11 protein-coding genes are annotated in these 17,483 nt (G+C 35.6%); 4 read left to right on the top strand and 7 right to left on the bottom strand.

Annotated features, from left to right (window positions below):
• Nucleotides 1-236 precede the first annotated feature (236 nt).
• Complete coding sequence (locus Megvenef_RS00405; RefSeq protein WP_322776038.1) at nt 237-3,308, bottom strand: Sca4 family protein; 3,072 nt, start codon at nt 3,306-3,308, stop codon at nt 237-239.
• A gap of 244 nt (nt 3,309-3,552) precedes the next feature.
• Here Megvenef_RS00405 and Megvenef_RS00400 point away from each other — a divergent pair, with 244 nt between their 5' ends.
• Complete coding sequence (locus tag Megvenef_RS00400; protein WP_322776037.1) at nt 3,553-4,827, top strand: citrate synthase; 1,275 nt, start codon at nt 3,553-3,555, stop codon at nt 4,825-4,827.
• A gap of 513 nt (nt 4,828-5,340) precedes the next feature.
• Here the strand turns inward: Megvenef_RS00400 and Megvenef_RS00395 are convergent.
• The 6 genes from Megvenef_RS00395 to Megvenef_RS00370 all read right to left on the bottom strand — a co-directional run bounded on the left by Megvenef_RS00395 (nt 5,341) and on the right by Megvenef_RS00370 (nt 13,920).
• The gene (locus tag Megvenef_RS00395) at nt 5,341-7,593 is read right to left on the bottom strand and encodes a Sca4 family protein (protein ID WP_322776036.1); all 2,253 of its coding nucleotides are present in this window, start codon (nt 7,591-7,593) and stop codon (nt 5,341-5,343) included.
• A 148-nt stretch (nt 7,594-7,741) separates the two neighbouring features.
• The gene (locus tag Megvenef_RS00390; protein ID WP_322776035.1) at nt 7,742-8,635 is read right to left on the bottom strand and encodes an RluA family pseudouridine synthase; all 894 of its coding nucleotides are present in this window, start codon (nt 8,633-8,635) and stop codon (nt 7,742-7,744) included.
• Nucleotides 8,632-9,612 (bottom strand): COX15/CtaA family protein, encoded by a 981-nt coding sequence (locus tag Megvenef_RS00385; RefSeq protein ID WP_322776034.1) that lies wholly within the window; start codon nt 9,610-9,612, stop codon nt 8,632-8,634. Before Megvenef_RS00385 ends, Megvenef_RS00390 begins: the two co-directional genes overlap by 4 nt.
• Nucleotides 9,613-9,666: 54 nt before the next feature.
• Nucleotides 9,667-10,647, bottom strand: coding sequence for a polyprenyl synthetase family protein (locus Megvenef_RS00380; protein ID WP_322776033.1), 981 nt, complete (start codon nt 10,645-10,647; stop codon nt 9,667-9,669).
• Between the two features lie 17 nt (nt 10,648-10,664).
• The gene (locus Megvenef_RS00375; protein WP_322776032.1) at nt 10,665-12,401 is read right to left on the bottom strand and encodes a hypothetical protein; all 1,737 of its coding nucleotides are present in this window, start codon (nt 12,399-12,401) and stop codon (nt 10,665-10,667) included.
• Nucleotides 12,388-13,920 (bottom strand): Npt1/Npt2 family nucleotide transporter, encoded by a 1,533-nt coding sequence (locus tag Megvenef_RS00370; RefSeq protein ID WP_322776031.1) that lies wholly within the window; start codon nt 13,918-13,920, stop codon nt 12,388-12,390. Before Megvenef_RS00370 ends, Megvenef_RS00375 begins: the two co-directional genes overlap by 14 nt.
• 381 nt (nt 13,921-14,301) lie before the next feature.
• Between Megvenef_RS00370 and Megvenef_RS00365 the strand changes: the two genes are divergently transcribed.
• The 3 genes from Megvenef_RS00365 to Megvenef_RS00355 all read left to right on the top strand — a co-directional run.
• Nucleotides 14,302-15,567 (top strand): AmpG family muropeptide MFS transporter, encoded by a 1,266-nt coding sequence (locus Megvenef_RS00365; RefSeq protein ID WP_322776030.1) that lies wholly within the window; start codon nt 14,302-14,304, stop codon nt 15,565-15,567.
• A 3-nt stretch (nt 15,568-15,570) separates the two neighbouring features.
• Nucleotides 15,571-16,950 (top strand): sodium:solute symporter family protein, encoded by a 1,380-nt coding sequence (locus Megvenef_RS00360; protein ID WP_322776029.1) that lies wholly within the window; start codon nt 15,571-15,573, stop codon nt 16,948-16,950.
• 205 nt (nt 16,951-17,155) lie between these two features.
• The coding region (locus Megvenef_RS00355; RefSeq protein WP_322776028.1) for a transposase at nt 17,156-17,483 on the top strand (328 nt) is incomplete at its 3' end.

Here is a 17,483-nt window from a genome sequence, read left to right as displayed (position 1 = left end):
TGGAAAAATTAGAACAGAAGTCTGTCATCCTGGGCCTGACTGAAGCTTGCACCCGCCTCTTGGCTAAGGATCCCAGACAATGGAAGGAAGCTCCTGACATCTGCGTTTAGGATGACTTTACCATATTGCATAATAAGCTTTCTTGCCATCAAAATAGAACAACTCAACCAGTTGATATCGTTTTTATCAAACTCAGCTTAATTTATGATTCCTGTAAGGTTAAGTCTTGATACTGACTAAACAACCATACCTTCGTTCCCTTTACCCTTACTCCTTGAAACAGTTGGTGGCTTAGGCTGGTGTTCAGTCATTTTCTTTTTGTATGTATTACCGATATCCGATGCTAGCGCAGCAACCTTTGGAGTGACTTTTACCGCTGTCACTCTGTCTTGCGCTTCTGCTTCTACCGACTGAGATACATTAGCTCCCATTCCTTTGTTTGCCACAACTTCTAACATCATTTCTTTATACTTACCTTGCGTCACTGGCAAAGTGTAAACCTTTCCTCCACGTTCAATATAACCAATCGCATCATCCCCCTTGCCCATAAATTTTACAGGTACTGGTGAACTTACTTCAGTCAGTTTTCCCTTGTCATCATAGTGGGCAGTAAAATATACTGCTCCCTTTTCTGGAACATTACGACCATTCTCATCTTTTACGGCCATTGAAAAATGTGCCGGACCTTTTCCTCCCTCAATCTGTTTAGGAAATTCTATCTGTCTATAACTCTTAATAGAGCGCATTGATCCATCTTCAAGTGCAACCTGCGTTGTTCCCTGAACTGTAGTTTCCTTTAAAGAAGTAATATGTTGACCATCATCACCTTTGATTTCCGAAAAACGAACTTTGGAGTTAGGTGGCGACACCCAAGCTACGTTCTTAAAGCTATCCTGGAATTGGGTATGTACTTCTTTGTACCCATTTGACTCAATGTTTTTTAGTTGGTTTTCTGTTTCTGGCTTTTGCATCGCTGAAGACAACTTCTCTTTGCCATTGTCAGTTTGTAAAAATGTACGAAACGCACTCAAATCCTGATCTAAAAAGTGATTTCTTTCTCCTACAGGAATAGTCTTAGCGATTTCTTGTTGCAAATATAACTGTTGCTTTGTCAACACTTCATCACGAATGGCTTGAGTAATTGGATCAGCTCCGCCACCAGAAGTTACTCTTGGGCTAGACGAGCGTGTCATAACCTTCCCCACCCCTTTACTAACTGGTACTATTACCCTGTCTTGCGCTAATCGTACGGCGGGGCTTATCGCCAACGGCTTCTCCTGCTTAAACAACACCGGCTGAGTTTTTTGAGGCTTACCTTGAGCATCTCTAATCTCAGCCATTAAGCTTTTTTTGTTATCACTAACTTGCAACTTTGGCTTTGAAACAACCTTAGTAACCCCACTAACCTCTACCGTACCGCTTTCCAACACTATATTTTTAGCTTTTGGTTTTAGTGGGCTGACATTCTCTAGTTCAACTTGGGTTGAAATTTTAAGAGGTTGATGAGTTTTAGGTGTTGAGCTGAGACCAACCCTTCTGGATAAAGGAAGCTGCTTGTTCAAAGTAGCTCTCATCTCTTGCACTTCTATCTTTGGGTCAACAAGGCCACGCTCTATTTTTTTTGCCGATTCATATAACTTCATATATGTATCAACATCGAGCGTTATATCATACTGACCAGTTTTACTATTTTTCCCCTTTTGCAGTTTCTCTCCAATACCTTTAAGTTCTGGATGAGCACCTTGAAGACCATTAATAATATTATGCAACCTTGCTGTTCTCGTTTGCCCTCCTTGCTCCTGAGCACTTGATCTCTGCGACTCTAGGTCTTTACTAAATGCAACCGCATCTTTTGCTATATCTAATAGTATTTTTCCTCTTTCAGGAATTACTTTCTCCCACTGAGCCGCATAATGCTCTGGCTTGTTAAGGAAAACTCCTACAAATTCTCTATTAACCCCTTTTCTCATAGAGGCCATAGCCTCTGACAATTTACTGACATACTGAGGGTTAATATTTTGACCTTCAAGAATTTGATTAGCTTGATCAAAAACCTCGTACCACTGCCCTTTAGCCTTGTCGTATTTAGAAAAATCAATAGCAAGCCCTTTGGCCACAGCTTTTTGTTTCATTAACTCAAGTGTCTCATCAAAATACCCTCTGCTTCGCGTTACGTCTTTACGGATATCAACTTCGCTTAGCTTAAAAGCGTCTACTTCTTTTTGTAGAATTTTGAGCTGACTCTTCTTTAGTTTGATACCAAATTGCGTGTCAGATGGGTTTTGCAAGATACGATCAGCGTGGCCTGGATTTTCAGCAATAGCAGCTCTTAGCTTTTCAAAATCAATATCCTTACCTTTGCCAAAAGCAAGCTTCACATCAATCTCAAACGCCATATCTTTTTGAGATTGTTGCCTTTGCTTCATCACTTTAGCAAAATGATCTTTTATCTGAGAAAATTGTTTACCCTTATCTTCTAAGTTAAGAACATTTTCTGGCACGCCTATTTGACGACCAAATTCTGTTATTGCCCCGCGTTCTTGTGGATTATCGTAGTTTTTTATTATTTCATTCCAAGCTTTTTCGATCCTTGGGTTAATGTTAATTGCAGCTTCTCTTTTTAGCTCGGCAGAAAATTCTTCAGTAAAAATCCTTCTCTTTGGATGGTCTCTTAAGAAATAATTTTTTTGTAAAACAACATGAGCTTTATTAGACTTAATAGGATTAATCTCTGGACTCATTTTCCTAAATGCTGCCCCAAAATCAATCCTTACAAGTTGTTTCTGACCTCCTCGGTCAACAACACCTATATTACCGGAATGCACCGACTGATCGGCCATCAACAATGATGCTACTACAGTTTTTTCATAATTTTGATAAACGTTTTTACCTGTGCTTGAGTCTCTTTTGGCTAAACCTTGCCTGACGTACTGCGCACGTTTAGGCAAATAGTCTTGTGCCAATTCAAGGCCAACAGGCCTATCCCCTTCTTTTCCTAAATCTTTATACAAATCACGATAATTATCCTTAAAAAACTCAGAAGCAAGAAAAGTTTTACCAGTATCTTTAGACTTTTGCAGGGTGATTGTACATGCTGTACCAGGGCATAATTCATCAAATATTTGCGCTGCCATGTATTCAGCAACGTCATTTTGCAGCTTTTTAATATCTCTTTTAATTAAATAGGTATTAGCTGCATCTTCCGACTTATAAATACCACCTTCAGGATCAGGTTTATGTGCACCACCACTCTTTGCGGCCATTTTTTTACCAAATCCACCAAAAGGTTTATCACTTGCTTTGGCCATTACTAATACCTATGATTTTTACTAATACGTTTATTCTAACTTAAAAATTTTATCTTTGAAAACCCTCTAAACATCAAGACAATATAATTTATATTCTTTTTTTATATATGAGGTTTTTCACAACAATTCATTGAAGAAAGTATATTATTTGCTTGTTTTAGTTGCATAGTTTTATAACTATTGAATAGAATAGATTGTTACAGCCTATTTAGGTATGTATGAATTTTGTAAGAGGAGGTATCTGATGAACGAAGAATTTGCAGAACTAAAGATAAACAATGAAACATATAAATTACCTATTAAAAAAGCTTCTATAGGACCAAGCGTCATTGATGTCTCAAAATTGTATCCAACTACTGGTTACTTCACCTATGACCCTGGATTCATGTCAACCGCCTCATGTACATCTGCAATTACGTTTATTGATGGAGATGAGGGAGTGCTTCGCCATAGAGGCTATGACATTAAAGATTTGGCTAATAATAAAAATTTCCTTGAAGTATCGTATTTGCTATTAAATTCTGACCTCCCTAATAAAAAAGAATATTCTGAATTCAAGGATAAAATAAGCTATCATTCTTTATTAAACGAGCAAATTCGTAACATTTTTGGAGCATTTCGCCACTCTGCTCACCCAATGGCCGTTATCCTATCAGTGGTTGGATCCCTTTCAGCATTTTATCATGATTCAATAGACATGAATAGTCCAGAAGGAAGAGAACTAGCAGCTATGCGCATGATTGCTAAAATGCCGACTATAGCCGCAATGACATACAAATATACAAAAGGTCAAGCTTTTGTATATCCCGATGCTGATCTTCCATTTACCGAAAACTTTCTTCATATGATGTTTGCAACACCTGACAGAAAATATAAGGTAAATCCAACTATTGCACGCGCGCTAGACAAGATATTTATCTTGCATGCAGACCATGAGCAGAATGCTTCAACATCAACAGTACGGACTGCTGGTTCGTCTGGGGCTAACCCATTTGCATGTGTTAGCGCTGGTATTACATCGCTTTGGGGACCATCTCATGGAGGAGCAAACGAAGCTGTAATTAATATGCTAAAAGAAATTGGCACAGTAAGTAATATTCCAAAATGCATTGAACGCGCAAAAGACAAAGAAGATCCATTTAGGCTAATGGGTTTTGGACATAGGGTATATAAAAATTATGACCCTCGCGCGGCTGTTCTTCGAGAAAGTTGTAAAGAAGTGCTTACTGAACTTGGACAATTAAAAGGTAATCCTTTACTGGAAATTGCTATGGAGTTAGAAAAAATTGCTCTGAACGATAAATATTTTATTGAGCGTAAATTATACCCGAATGTTGATTTCTATTCCGGTATAATATATGAAGCAATGGGTATTCCTGCACAAATGTTTACTGTATTATTTGCTATAGCTAGAACGGCTGGCTGGGTTTCACACTGGAAAGAAATGTGGGAAGATCCAGAATATAAGATCACTAGACCACGTCAACTGTATAAAGGTCATGTGCTAAGAAAGCTTTAGCCTTGATTTGTGTCACGTGGCCAAAACACCTCTATCCTACTCGTTTTGGCGACGATCTGTCCCCTGGCCATAATCTAATTTCGCAAGCCTTAAAATACCGGGTCAAGCCCGGTATTACTACACCCCTATTACCTGAACCACCAGGTCACCGAAGCAAGTTTGGTTGATAGAAACAATAATAAAATCTTGTATCTTGAAAATCTCCCTGACAGTCAAAATTTATCAGACCATCAATAGCTTAATTTAACCTGAGTTTGATGTAAGGAGTAAATATTTTTGGAAAAATTAGAACAGAAGTCTGTCATCCTGGGCCTGACTGAAGCTTGCACCCGCCTCTTGGCTAAGGATCCCAGACAATGGAAGGAAGCTCCTGACATCTGCGTTTAGGATGACTTTACCATATTGCATAATAAGCTTTCTTGCCATCAAAATAGAACAACTCAACCAGTTGATATCGTTTTTATCAAACTCAGCTTAATTTATGATTCCTGTAAGGTTAAGTCTTGATACTGACTAAACAACCATACCTTCGTTCCCTTTACCCTTACTCCTTGAAACAGTTGGTGGCTTAGGCTGGTGTTCAGTCATTTTCTTTTTGTATGTATTACCGATATCCGATGCTAGCGCAGCAACCTTTGGAGTGACTTTTACCGCTGTCACTCTGTCTTGCGCTTCTGCTTCTACCGACTGAGATACATTAGCTCCCATTCCTTTGTTTGCCACAACTTCTAACATCATTTCTTTATACTTACCTTGCGTCACTGGCAAAGTGTAAACCTTTCCTCCACGTTCAATATAACCAATCGCATCATCCCCCTTGCCCATAAATTTTACAGGTACTGGTGAACTTACTTCAGTCAGTTTTCCCTTGTCATCATAGTGGGCAGTAAAATATACTGCTCCCTTTTCTGGAACATTACGACCATTCTCATCTTTTACGGCCATTGAAAAATGTGCCGGACCTTTTCCTCCCTCAATCTGTTTAGGAAATTCTATCTGTCTATAACTCTTAATAGAGCGCATTGATCCATCTTCAAGTGCAACCTGCGTTGTTCCCTGAACTGTAGTTTCCTTTAAAGAAGTAATATGTTGACCATCATCACCTTTGATTTCCGAAAAACGAACTTTGGAGTTAGGTGGCGACACCCAAGCTACGTTCTTAAAGCTATCCTGGAATTGGGTATGTACTTCTTTGTACCCATTTGACTCAATGTTTTTTAGTTGGTTTTCTGTTTCTGGCTTTTGCATCGCTGAAGACAACTTCTCTTTGCCATTGTCAGTTTGTAAAAATGTACGAAACGCACTCAAATCCTGATCTAAAAAGTGATTTCTTTCTCCTACAGGAATAGTCTTAGCGATTTCTTGTTGCAAATATAACTGTTGCTTTGTCAACACTTCATCACGAATGGCTTGAGTAATTGGATCAGCTCTGCCACCAGAAGTTACTCTTGGGCTAGACGAGCGTGTCATAACCTTCCCCACCCCTTTACTAACTGGTACTATTACCCTGTCTTGCGCCCTTGGTTCTACAATTGTTTTCAATGGCTTCTTACCCAACGGGACTGGTGGTGGAACTTTCTTGGGAACAACCTTAGCTCGTGATTCTTCAGCTAATTCAACCTTTAATACTTCTTTAATTTGTATTATTTCTTTTTTTATTAATGTTTTAGCTTTGTCTCCAAGCTTATGATCTCTAAATCTCACCTTCTTCTTCCCAGAAGCAATATCCTCAAAATATTGAGGGTTATCTTTAACTAGTTTCTTTAATTCTTCTGGATTTTTTATTTGGTATTGACCTTTTGGTCCTTTTTCGATTAAAAGCCCTAATTTTATCTCTAAGCTAAATTCCTTAAGTGATTTTTGCCTATTAACCATCACCTCTTTTAAGTTTTTCTTTACATCATCAACTTTAATATCTTTGATATCCTTATCTTTATATATATTAGGCATGGCATGCTTCGCCCACTTTGCCAAGGCCTCCTGATTGTAACATTTCTCAAGGTCAGCGAAGCTTTTATCAAGCACTTTTTCCATATCTACATTTGCTGCTCTATCCAATCCAGCAACAAATTCAGGCGTTAATTTTAAACTTCTAGGGAATTCACGAAAATGATTCGTGGGCCCCATTCCCGGCAGGTGCTTTGAATTAGAATGAGGATGAACTTCTTTAGTTAAATTACTAAATGCCCAGCCGTAATCTATTCGAACTAACCTTGGTTTTTCACTACCATTTCTTATAACACCAATATTTCCTGGATGAATATCAAAATCACCCATCAAAAGAGAGGTTGGGGCTATTTTGTCAAAATCTTGATAACCTTGTTGACGAAACGCTTTTGATAGAGTGCTACTAAAAATTTCCCTAGTCCCAAACAATAAAGGCCTTCCATCTTTTCGGAAATGCTGATTAGGCCTATCTTCTTCAGACATATTACGATCCATGTCCTTGAACATATCGGTATAATTCTCAAAGAATTCTGATCTCACATAAACATTTGAGCCATCACCAGGAATCTTGGAAGAATTTGTACCAGTTACCATTAATTGCACCGTCGCACCAGAACCAGGTTCTGTTGCTGCAAATAATTGAGAACCTAAAAATTCTGCAATATTAAATTCTATTTTATCATCCTTCTTTATAAGCGCCGTGACTTTAGTTGCCTTATTTTTATATACTCCGCCGTCGTCACCAGCACCTCTTGCTCCCCCCTCCTTTTTACCTTGCCTTTCCCAATCACTTCCTTCTCCAAATATCTCTATTGCCATATTAGTTTTTATTTAATTTATATATCAACTTAGTTAATCGTAAGTGTATATAAACAATTTACGCCAATTAAGGTTAAGAACACAGTTTAAAGACTTCTTAAAATAATAATTATTATGGCATTGTTGTAAATTACTTGGGAGAAAGCAATTAAATGTCCAGCTTAAACCATATATCTGGTAAATTGGCCTCTATAATTATTTTGTTACCAAATACTTCTTGTGGAATCACTATTTCTTTGGCATGCAACATCATTCTCTTATGGCTCAAACCACCATATTTAATATCGCCAAGAATTGGGCATCCAAGAATTTTACTATGCACCCTAAGTTGGTGCATACGCCCTGTTAGCGGCTTGAATTCAACTAACGAATAGCCATCATTTTCTTTTAAGACATTATATCTTGTTTCCGCTCTTTTGCCGTCTTTTAATTCCTTTACGATCTCAAAAATACCTGACCTATCTTTGCCTATATAATTGGTAATAATACCTTGTTGGTCTTTAGGACGGCCGCAAACTACCGCATAATATGTCTTTTGTATTAGCTTATTCCTGAATGCTTCGCTTAATTTTGCTGCATTATCATGCCCACAAGCAATAAGCAACACGCCACTCGTTCCTTTGTCTAGTCTGTGGACTAGTTTAAGATGTGTCCCATTTGTTATGTTTAAATATGATATTGCATCATCAATAGATAAACTAATCTTACTTCCACCTTGAACGGCCATATTATCAGGTTTGTTAATGGCTATAAATTCATTCGTAGATAAAAGCAAATACTCGCCAAGCAATTTCATAGCCAATGATCTAATACTGTCTGAAAAATTTCTAGCAGGGCTACTGTTTTGAAATAACTCAGCAAATAACGTTATCTCATCTCCAGTTTTAACTCGAGCACTGGATTTAACCTTGGTTTTATTTACCTTAATCTTACCGTTCCTAAGATAGCGCTCTATAACGCCTTGAGTAACAGTAGGAAAAACCCTTTTAATATAACGATCAAGCCTTATTGGCTCTGAAGACTCAACTATTATTTTTTTCATGCATTATTAAGTAGAAAATAAGCCCAAATTAAACAAGAAAGTAATACAACCGCGCCAAACTGATGCAATAGAGCAAGTTCCATTGGAACATTATAAACCAGAGTTAATATGCCAAGTAAAACTTGTATTACTAAAGCCATAAATATATATCCTAAAACTAAAGAGAATTTTTTATTAGCAATTTTCCACCCTTTGATACAAAAAATAACGATAATAACACTTAATAAATAAGCTGTCATTCTATGAACAAATTGAACAAATATAGGATCTGAAAAACTAGTCCACGTAAGAGTAGAAATTTTGAGCTCATCAGGAACAAACCTTTCTCCCATTAAAGGAAATTGATTATAGACAAGCCCAGCATCAAGCCCAGCAACAAATGCGCCAAGGACTATCTGTAAGAGTAAAACTATAATAGCAAGCTTGCACAATACCTTTTCTAAGGAAACAGAAACAGCCGATGGAAAAAGTATTATATCTAGCTTACTTTTCATAAACTGCCAAAAGAATAAAGTATATAATAATACCGCAAGGAATAGATGCGCAGCCAGCCTATAATGACTGACATGGGGATCAAGCACTAAGCCGCTCTTAACCATATACCACCCCATCACACCCTGGGATAAGAACAATACTAAGCCAACGCAATATATCCCAACCTCATTTGGCTTTATATAGCCCTTCAAAAGAAATATCAATAATGGGATAACATATAAAAGGCCAGTTATTCTACCAGCAATCCTATGAATAAATTCGATTAAATAAATAGATTTGAACTCTGCTAAACTCATACCAAAATTAATATTTTGGTATTCTGGTGAGTGTTTGTATTTTCCAAATTCTATGTTCCAGCTATTTTCATTCAAAGGTGGCAAAATTCCACTAACTGGATTCCATTCAGTTATCGATAAACCAGCCTCTGTAAGGCGAGTAAAGCCACCTATAAAAATCATCAACACAATAAGAAAACACATCATGCATAGCCAAATCGAAATAATCTTATTGTGCTTATCAGACCTTGAATTCATGTTTTAATATGATCTATTGATGGCAAAATCTACTAATCTCTCCAAGTATTCTTTGGGTTTATTTTTAACATTGATTTCTGCCAATGAATTTAGAGCATTAAGCCTTAATGCATCAAGATAGGTTTTAATGTCGGTTTGAATTTCATGTTCATTCATAATTAACTTAATCCAATTAAAATCAGCTTCAGAACGCTCTTGGGCCTCTATCATTTTCCTAAGTCTATTATTTTCTTTATCTGAAATTTTTCTAGTTAATAGAATAATCGGTAATGTAATTTTTCCCTCAAAAAAATCATCACCTACATTCTTACCAACTTTACTACTATCACTAAAGTAGTCCAAAGCATCATCAGCTATCTGAAAAATATTTCCTAAGCACAAACCAAAATTCTTAAGATTTGGAGCAAGGTCTTCTCTTCCCGCAACAATTCCTCCAACCTCACAAGCAGTACCAAAAAGTTCTGCTGTTTTAGCGTTAATAACTTTCAGATATTCCTCTTCTCCAACAATACGCTTTTGCTCAAGCTTAACAAGTTGAGACACCTCCCCCTCTGCTATAATTGCTGAAGCATTAGATAAAGCCAACAGTGCTGGGATAATTTTAGTCGATACTATTAATTTAAATGACTGACTAAATAAAAAATCACCAACTAATATACTTGCTTTACTTCCCCACACAACATTTGCGGTGGGTAAAAAACGACGCATTTTGCTACCATCTACAACATCATCATGAAGCAAGGTAGCCATATGAATAAACTCAACTGCAGCGGCAAGTTTTATGGATTGAGACCCTTCATAGCCCAGCATTTTTGCAGAAAGCACAGTCAGAATAGGACGCATTCTTTTTCCACCAGTAGTAGACAAATGTGTACTAATGACCTTAATTAGTTCTTCCTCAACAGACAAACTATCGACAATGATTTCATTCATCGCTTGAATGTCGCTAGACAAATAACTATGAATCTCCTGAATTAAGTTCAAATTTATTTCCTATCTTTTTATTGGATTGAATTTTGAAGTAGCCCAGCCTTATTCTTCGGTACAAGCTTACCAATTATATCTTTTGCCTCATCAGGTGAGGTATTATCTAATTTCTTAACTACATTACCATCAGAAATTCTTGGTAGAATCTTTTTTAGCAATGGTTCGTTACCATCAATTTGAGGCAAGATTTCTCTCATTCTGGCTAGAACATCTCCACCGTGCCCAACTTTATCAAATAACTTTTGATAAAGCATTAAAGTATATAGCTGCGCTATCTGACCAAATTTTACACTACCAATTTCTGATTGATCCATATGGTTTGAATCAATTGTGTACTCAAAACTCAGGTCATTCGAAGTTGATTTAGGATGGTCTGATATATCTTTAAGGAAAGCTTTATTTACATCTATATAAAGCTTTCTTGCTTCATCATTTAAAATTTTGAATTTGCCAAATCTATAAATATATCCAGAAGTAAATTCGATCACTGATGGGTAATTGGTTAAATATAAAACACCATTTGCAAACCAATTGCTTTTTGGACCAATGTTTGATTCCATTTCATGTTTTAGCCTTACTCCAGATTTGTCAGACAAAATACTAAAATCATCTATCTTTAGGTTCTTCTTACTCTTTGTATTAGAAGAATTCATTTTTAAGCTAAAATCATATGAGCTATTCTCAAGGTCCTTGAATTTAAATACCTCTTTATTGTGTATAATATAGCGAATTTCATGGTCTATCTCTCTTCCTATTGGTGTCTTAACAACAAAAGGAGCATATAACTCATATCGTTCAAAAATTTGATCAAACAAACCTGATTTTGCTTTAATTTTAGAACTCGTATCAAGCATAAATTCTCTGCCATCAATATAATTTCCAGATTTATACTGTATTTTTAAGTCTGGTAAATCAATGTAATTTGACTCGCAAATAATATCAGCTTTAATCTCGAGCCCCTTCATATATTCCTCAGAAGTCTTGCCATTAGTTTTTATTTCAGCATTAGCAGTAAAATCAAAACCTGCAGGCAAGGCGGAGAATCCATAAAATAGACTAACCGGTAAACGCCTCATTGTTGCATTGTTTTGCTTTGTTTTAACAATATAATGTATCTTGTATTCTTGAGGAATATTGGCTAACAAATCTTCTATATTTTCATAAGTTTTTTTAGGCAAAAAAGATAGTTTCATGCGCTCAAATTCCTTGTCATAAAACTTCTCGTTATCAATTAAATCAAAAATCTCAACTTTTCCAGTAGAAATTTTAATCTCCGATATATGGTTTACTATCTGCACCGGATCTTTCATTGCCTTAAGCGTTTTAAACAATTCCTTATTTAAAGGTATGTCCATACCAATATTATAATTATCTATTTTTAGCAGCGAGCCAAAGCCATGTTTGGCTGGTTTATAAGAAGCAACTATATCTCCACTATAATTAACAAACACCCGTTGTAACATTAAATCATAACCAAATTCTAGAGGAGATTTATAGATAATTTCAGCCCCTCTACTCTCCTCTTTCCACCCTATAGCCTCCCAAGCAATTTTATATGGAAAACCTGATGGAACTACTTTGTCAAAGGCAATAAAATAATCCGTTTTATCAATTCCTTTGACCGCAAATTCTTTACCTGCATATTTTTCATTTAATTCCGTAGCAACTCTATCTGTCACATAATACCAAAGCCCAGCTAAACTTAATAAAGCTAATACTAATAAAATAAATATGATCTTAATTGCTTTCATTTTCTTTACCTTTTAGGTTTGCGTACTCTTTTCCAAGGATCCTAACATTCCATATCCACAACGCCATTACTAATATAAAAATACCAAGTAAATATTGAGCCACTGAATCAAAAGTTGCCATTGGCATAAGGATAAACATTGAAGACTGTATAAACGCCCCCAGCGACTTGCCGAATTTTAAACCTATAACTTCAACTGCAGCTTTACCTTTAGTTCTAAGCTCCAAAGAGAGTGGTATATAGGCCATTTCTTTTGTTGAATCAAACAAAGAATATTTTGTTGCTTTACTTAGTATATTTTGAATAGCCCCTATAAGTACCGCAAAATATATTGGATTCAGCCAATCATCGGAAAAATCTACGTAATTAGCAGTTATTACAAAACCAAAAAAAATTAAACCAGTTCCCGTAATCATAAATGGCGTAACTAAGGCCGATATACTCCAAGAAAAGTTTCTCAAAATGTTACTACCTATCACCATGAAAGCAACACAAGAAACACCCATCCAGATATTAAACCTACCCATAAAATTTATATAGTCAATTGTATTTGGATAAAGTTCGCTAACTTTTGACTTCCAAGGGCCTTCAAGAATGTTAATGAGCAACCCATAACAAAGCACGAGCAAGACAATATGACCAATATACTTTGACTTCATAATTAATTTAATACTTTGGACAAAGGATAAGGAAGTTTTAGTTTTTTCCCCAGTACTATTTTTTTTACGCTTGAATTCACTATCTTTAAGAACATAATGATCTATATATCTATATAAAACCATAGCTACTAGACCGGCAAAAACAACAGATTTCATAATCGGTTTTAAAACCATTTCACACTGATATCCAATGTCATTTGAATATGACTTGAGGATATGATCGTCCGAAATACCTGAGAGGTCAGAAAAGCTTACTAACACATTCCCTGCTATAATTAAGCCTAAGTTACCTATCATACCAAGAAATGGATAGAACCTTTTAGCTGAGTCAGTATCAAAAATATGATTTGCATACTGCCAGAATAATAAATTGATTATTACAACACTCCACAATTCACAAAAAACGTACATCAAGGCATAGCTCCATTTACCCAAGATTTTTATAAACCATTTTAAGTACGGGTAATTTTGCGCTAAATGCGCTATAGTTTCGTCGCTTGGATGAAACATATGTTGCTGCGGAAAGAGAACATATGTAAATAAAATAAAGAAACTAAGAAAAAAGCAAACTATAAGATAAAATAAACGGTCATACTCAAATACATTACTTAATCGGACGTAAATCAAAGTAAAAATTATTGTAGATGGCAGCACCAACCATAATTTAAGAAAACTAATAACTTCTGCACCTATATTTGGCACAACTAAGCTATCTTTAATTGACCTTAATGACCCGAAGTTAAACAACATACACATCATCATTAGCCCAAGAGGCAAAAATAGCTTTATCTCTGAGCGCTCGATTGGCCAGAATATATCTTTTATCTTACGGGAGAAGATTGGCTTTCTAAGATTAGACATTCAAATTTACAAAAAACCTGCTTAAAAACAGTACTTACATGCTCTTGTAAATACCTACCATTTCTAATACACAGCCGCCTGGTTGTCAATAAAAAAGCTTTGTTGTCTTTATAGTTATTGACTGATAAACATTAAAGGATAATACTGTCACACAATGCTGTTATAGTGTATATTCTTCTGAGCTTAACTCTGGCCCACCACGGCCACCAGGCTAAGTCTTATAAGGCTCCAGAGGAGTAAGAATCACGTAGAGGTAATTAAAGACTAATTTATACAGTTGTAAAGTCACACTATTTTACTTACACTACACGGCTTATAGGATTAATCTTCATAGATTTTTGCTGTGTATACTAAAAATTACTTGAGTATGAAAGCATGCCAATGACTAGAAAAAAGTTTTTAATCGTATGGCTGTTCGGATTAATGAGCGGCTTTACTATAATGCTTAGCGGTTATACACTTAACTACTGGCTTTCATTCGAAAAAGTAGACATACGAACCATAGGGGCATTTTCTCTAGTATCAATACCTTATGCAATAAATTTTACTTGGGCGCCTCTGTTTGATACCAGAAAAATTCCAGTACTACATTCTCTTTTTGGCCAGAGACTTTCTTGGTTACTATTAGTACAACTTTTACTAAGCGCCTCAGTATACCTGATAAGCGCATTTGACCCAACTGAAGAACTTTTACCAATAGCAATATCTGGATTTTTGATATCTGTTTTTGCTTCCGCTCAAGATTCAGTTCTTGGCGCTCTTCGAACAGAATTAGTTGACAAAAAACATCAAGGTGAAATTTCTGGAATGTACATATTTGGCTATCGTATAGGTATGTTAATTTCTAGCTCTGGAGCAATTTATATTTCTCAATATATGAGATGGGATCTTGTCTACGAATTATTCAGCGTTGTGTTAATTACCTTTCCTATCATCTTGATTTTACTATCAAAAGACTTGAATTCGCTTTATACAAAATTCAACAATGAAATCATCGAAAATGTGATTAAAAACCAAAGTCATTTTCAAAAAATATGTTCTTTAGTAAATAAAATTTTACAGCCAGTTGGCTCAAATAAGTACATATTATTTGTCATTATTTTCTTAATCTTATACCGACTACCAGATAACTTTATCAGTATGATGATTAATCCATTTCTGCACCATATTGGCTATGATTCATTTGAAATTGCTACAGCAGGGAAATTATTTGGAGCTATTTCTGCAATGATTGGCGGATTAATGGCAAGCTATATAATGAAGAGAAAGCCTCTTTATGACAGTTTATTACTTTTTGGCTCAATTCATGCAGCTGCTCACATTCTCTTTGTGGTACAGGATGCTTTTGGAAAGAATATCTATTTATTATTCTTAATTACTGGATTTGAAGGTATAAGTGGAGGCATGACAATGGCCGCATACATTGCCTTTATCGCATCTTTATGTGATGGAAAATTTAGAGCCACACAATACTCTTTCTTTTCTTCAATGATGGGGCTATCTAGATCAATATTACCATCTATCTCTGGTTACTTTGTTGCCAATTTTGGCTGGACAATATTTTATCTTTTTACAACAGTTGCCACAGTTCCAGCTCTGGTGATGATAGTATACTTAGAAAAAATGAAAAAAAACAAACTAGGATAAACCGTGATTGATATAATTATAGTATTCTCATACCTTTTGCTCTTACTCATAATAGGTATAGTTAAAAGAACTACAGGCGGTAACTTCAAGTCTTTTTCAAGAATTACCAAAGGAGTTAAAGGAAATCATCTATTTCTTGTAGCTACAATCTTTGCTTCAAGTATTGGTGGAGGTACAACTTTTGGAATATCTGAAAAAGCTTTTTCCGAAACTATTGCAAATAGTTACGGTCTAATTATTGCTATGCCTATTGATATATTGATAGCAATTTATATAGTTCCAAAACTAATCCAGCATTACGGATCAGAAACTATTGGTGATATTATGTCAAGCTACTACGGCTCCCCCGGACGCTATATTGGCGGAGTTTCAGCAATTTTAGTTTCTATAGGGTTATTGGCAGCCCAAATAAGCGTGAGCGGAAGAATTTTTGAATATATCCTACAAGTAGACTATGTTTTAGGGGTAACGCTTAGTTATGGAATAGTGGTTATATACACGACAATAGGCGGCTTGCAATCAGTCCTCTTCACTAATCTAATTCAATTCTTTGCGATGATAGTCGCCATACCAATTATCACAATTTTTGGCTTATACCAAATCGGGCTTGATAAATTTATTTCCTCCGTGCCTCTTGATAAGGTTTCGTTCTCAGATAATCAAGATCTGCTTGGAATCACGATATCGGCAGCGCTTGGTTTTTCAGTTATCAACTTGTTACCAACGTTTATTCAAAGGGCTCTGATTAACAAAGATAGTAAAACCACAACCAATGCTATACTCATAAAAACAGGTGTTTATGTTATATTTTTAATATTTGTAACTATTAATGGCTTAATTGCTTATATCCAATACCCAGATATTAAGGCAAGTTTAGCCCTGCCTTATTTAATTGATCATATAATTCCAGTAGGAGTTCAAGGAATAGTTGTTGTTGGTTTATTAGCTGCTGTGATGTCGACCGCTGATTCAGATTTGAATATTACTTCCGTTACTATTGTTAAAGATATTATGAATCCATTATTTGCAGTTAAGAATCAAAATTCTATGTTAATGCTTGCCAGAATAATGAATGTTCTGATTGGTAGTATAGCAATAGTTATTGCCTTATGCTTTTCTAAGGTAGTTGATTTGGTAATCTTCGTAGTAGGTTTTTGGAGTCCTATAGTTCTGGTACCAATGATTTTCGGTTTATTTGGAATCATTATTGGAAAAAGAGATTTTATTATTTCGTGTACTACTGGCGCCATAACATTTGTTATATGGCAATTGTACTTTGAAAAGTATTTCTATCTCAAAGGAGTATTTGTTGGGACCATATCCCACTTACTGATATTTTTGGCTTTTTACTTCGTAAAGAGAATAAATTACAAAACACACTAATAACTAAATTAAGTTATTAAGAATAAAATTATGTTAGGTCTTCTATACTTATATCCCCTAAAGTTTCGGTACCTCCCCCTTTTTCTAGTCCCTCCGTCAAAACTCTCCCCGCCTGAATTAACAAGGGGTTTCATGTCATAAACAGCTTACAAAATCCATAAGAAAATGGTATAATTACCGCATAAAGCTTACGGATTTTAAAATTATGCCTATAGAAAATATTACTTTTCTCCAAAAACAAGAAAGGTTATTTGAAGAGAAATTATCTACAAAACTAAATCCTAAAAACAAGTTATATAAACTAAGGGATTTAGTAAATTGGTCTGAACTTGAAGCCAGAGCATTGCCTAACATTGAAATCAAGCAATTTGGTAGAAATAAGAAAGATCATAGAGTAATGCTAGCACTATCAATGCTTCAAGCTATGTACAACGGTTCTGATTCGTTTACGGAGGAAGAGCTAAAGGAAAATATTTATTGGCAATATTTTTGTGGTTATGAATATTTGCAGCAAGATCTTGATGTGTCTGAAG

It is taken from the genome of Candidatus Megaera venefica (assembly GCF_034554655.1).
GTDB classification, from domain to species: domain Bacteria; phylum Pseudomonadota; class Alphaproteobacteria; order Rickettsiales; family Rickettsiaceae; genus Megaera_A; species Megaera_A venefica.
This window is presented reverse-complemented; position numbering and strand designations above follow the sequence as displayed.

Excerpts from the sequence above, each read along its gene's own strand:
- Megvenef_RS00390 (WP_322776035.1), bottom strand. The coding sequence starts at position 8,635 with ATGAAAAAAATAATAGTTGAGTCTTCAGAGCCAATAAGGCTTGATCGT.
- Megvenef_RS00405 (WP_322776038.1), bottom strand. The coding sequence starts at position 3,308 with ATGGCCAAAGCAAGTGATAAACCTTTTGGTGGATTTGGTAAAAAAATG.
- Megvenef_RS00395 (WP_322776036.1), bottom strand. The coding sequence starts at position 7,593 with ATGGCAATAGAGATATTTGGAGAAGGAAGTGATTGGGAAAGGCAAGGT.
- Megvenef_RS00375 (WP_322776032.1), bottom strand. The coding sequence starts at position 12,401 with ATGAAAGCAATTAAGATCATATTTATTTTATTAGTATTAGCTTTATTA.
- Megvenef_RS00365 (WP_322776030.1), top strand. The coding sequence starts at position 14,302 with ATGACTAGAAAAAAGTTTTTAATCGTATGGCTGTTCGGATTAATGAGC.
- Megvenef_RS00400 (WP_322776037.1), top strand. The coding sequence starts at position 3,553 with ATGAACGAAGAATTTGCAGAACTAAAGATAAACAATGAAACATATAAA.
- Megvenef_RS00370 (WP_322776031.1), bottom strand. The coding sequence starts at position 13,920 with ATGTCTAATCTTAGAAAGCCAATCTTCTCCCGTAAGATAAAAGATATA.
- Megvenef_RS00385 (WP_322776034.1), bottom strand. The coding sequence starts at position 9,612 with ATGATGTGTTTTCTTATTGTGTTGATGATTTTTATAGGTGGCTTTACT.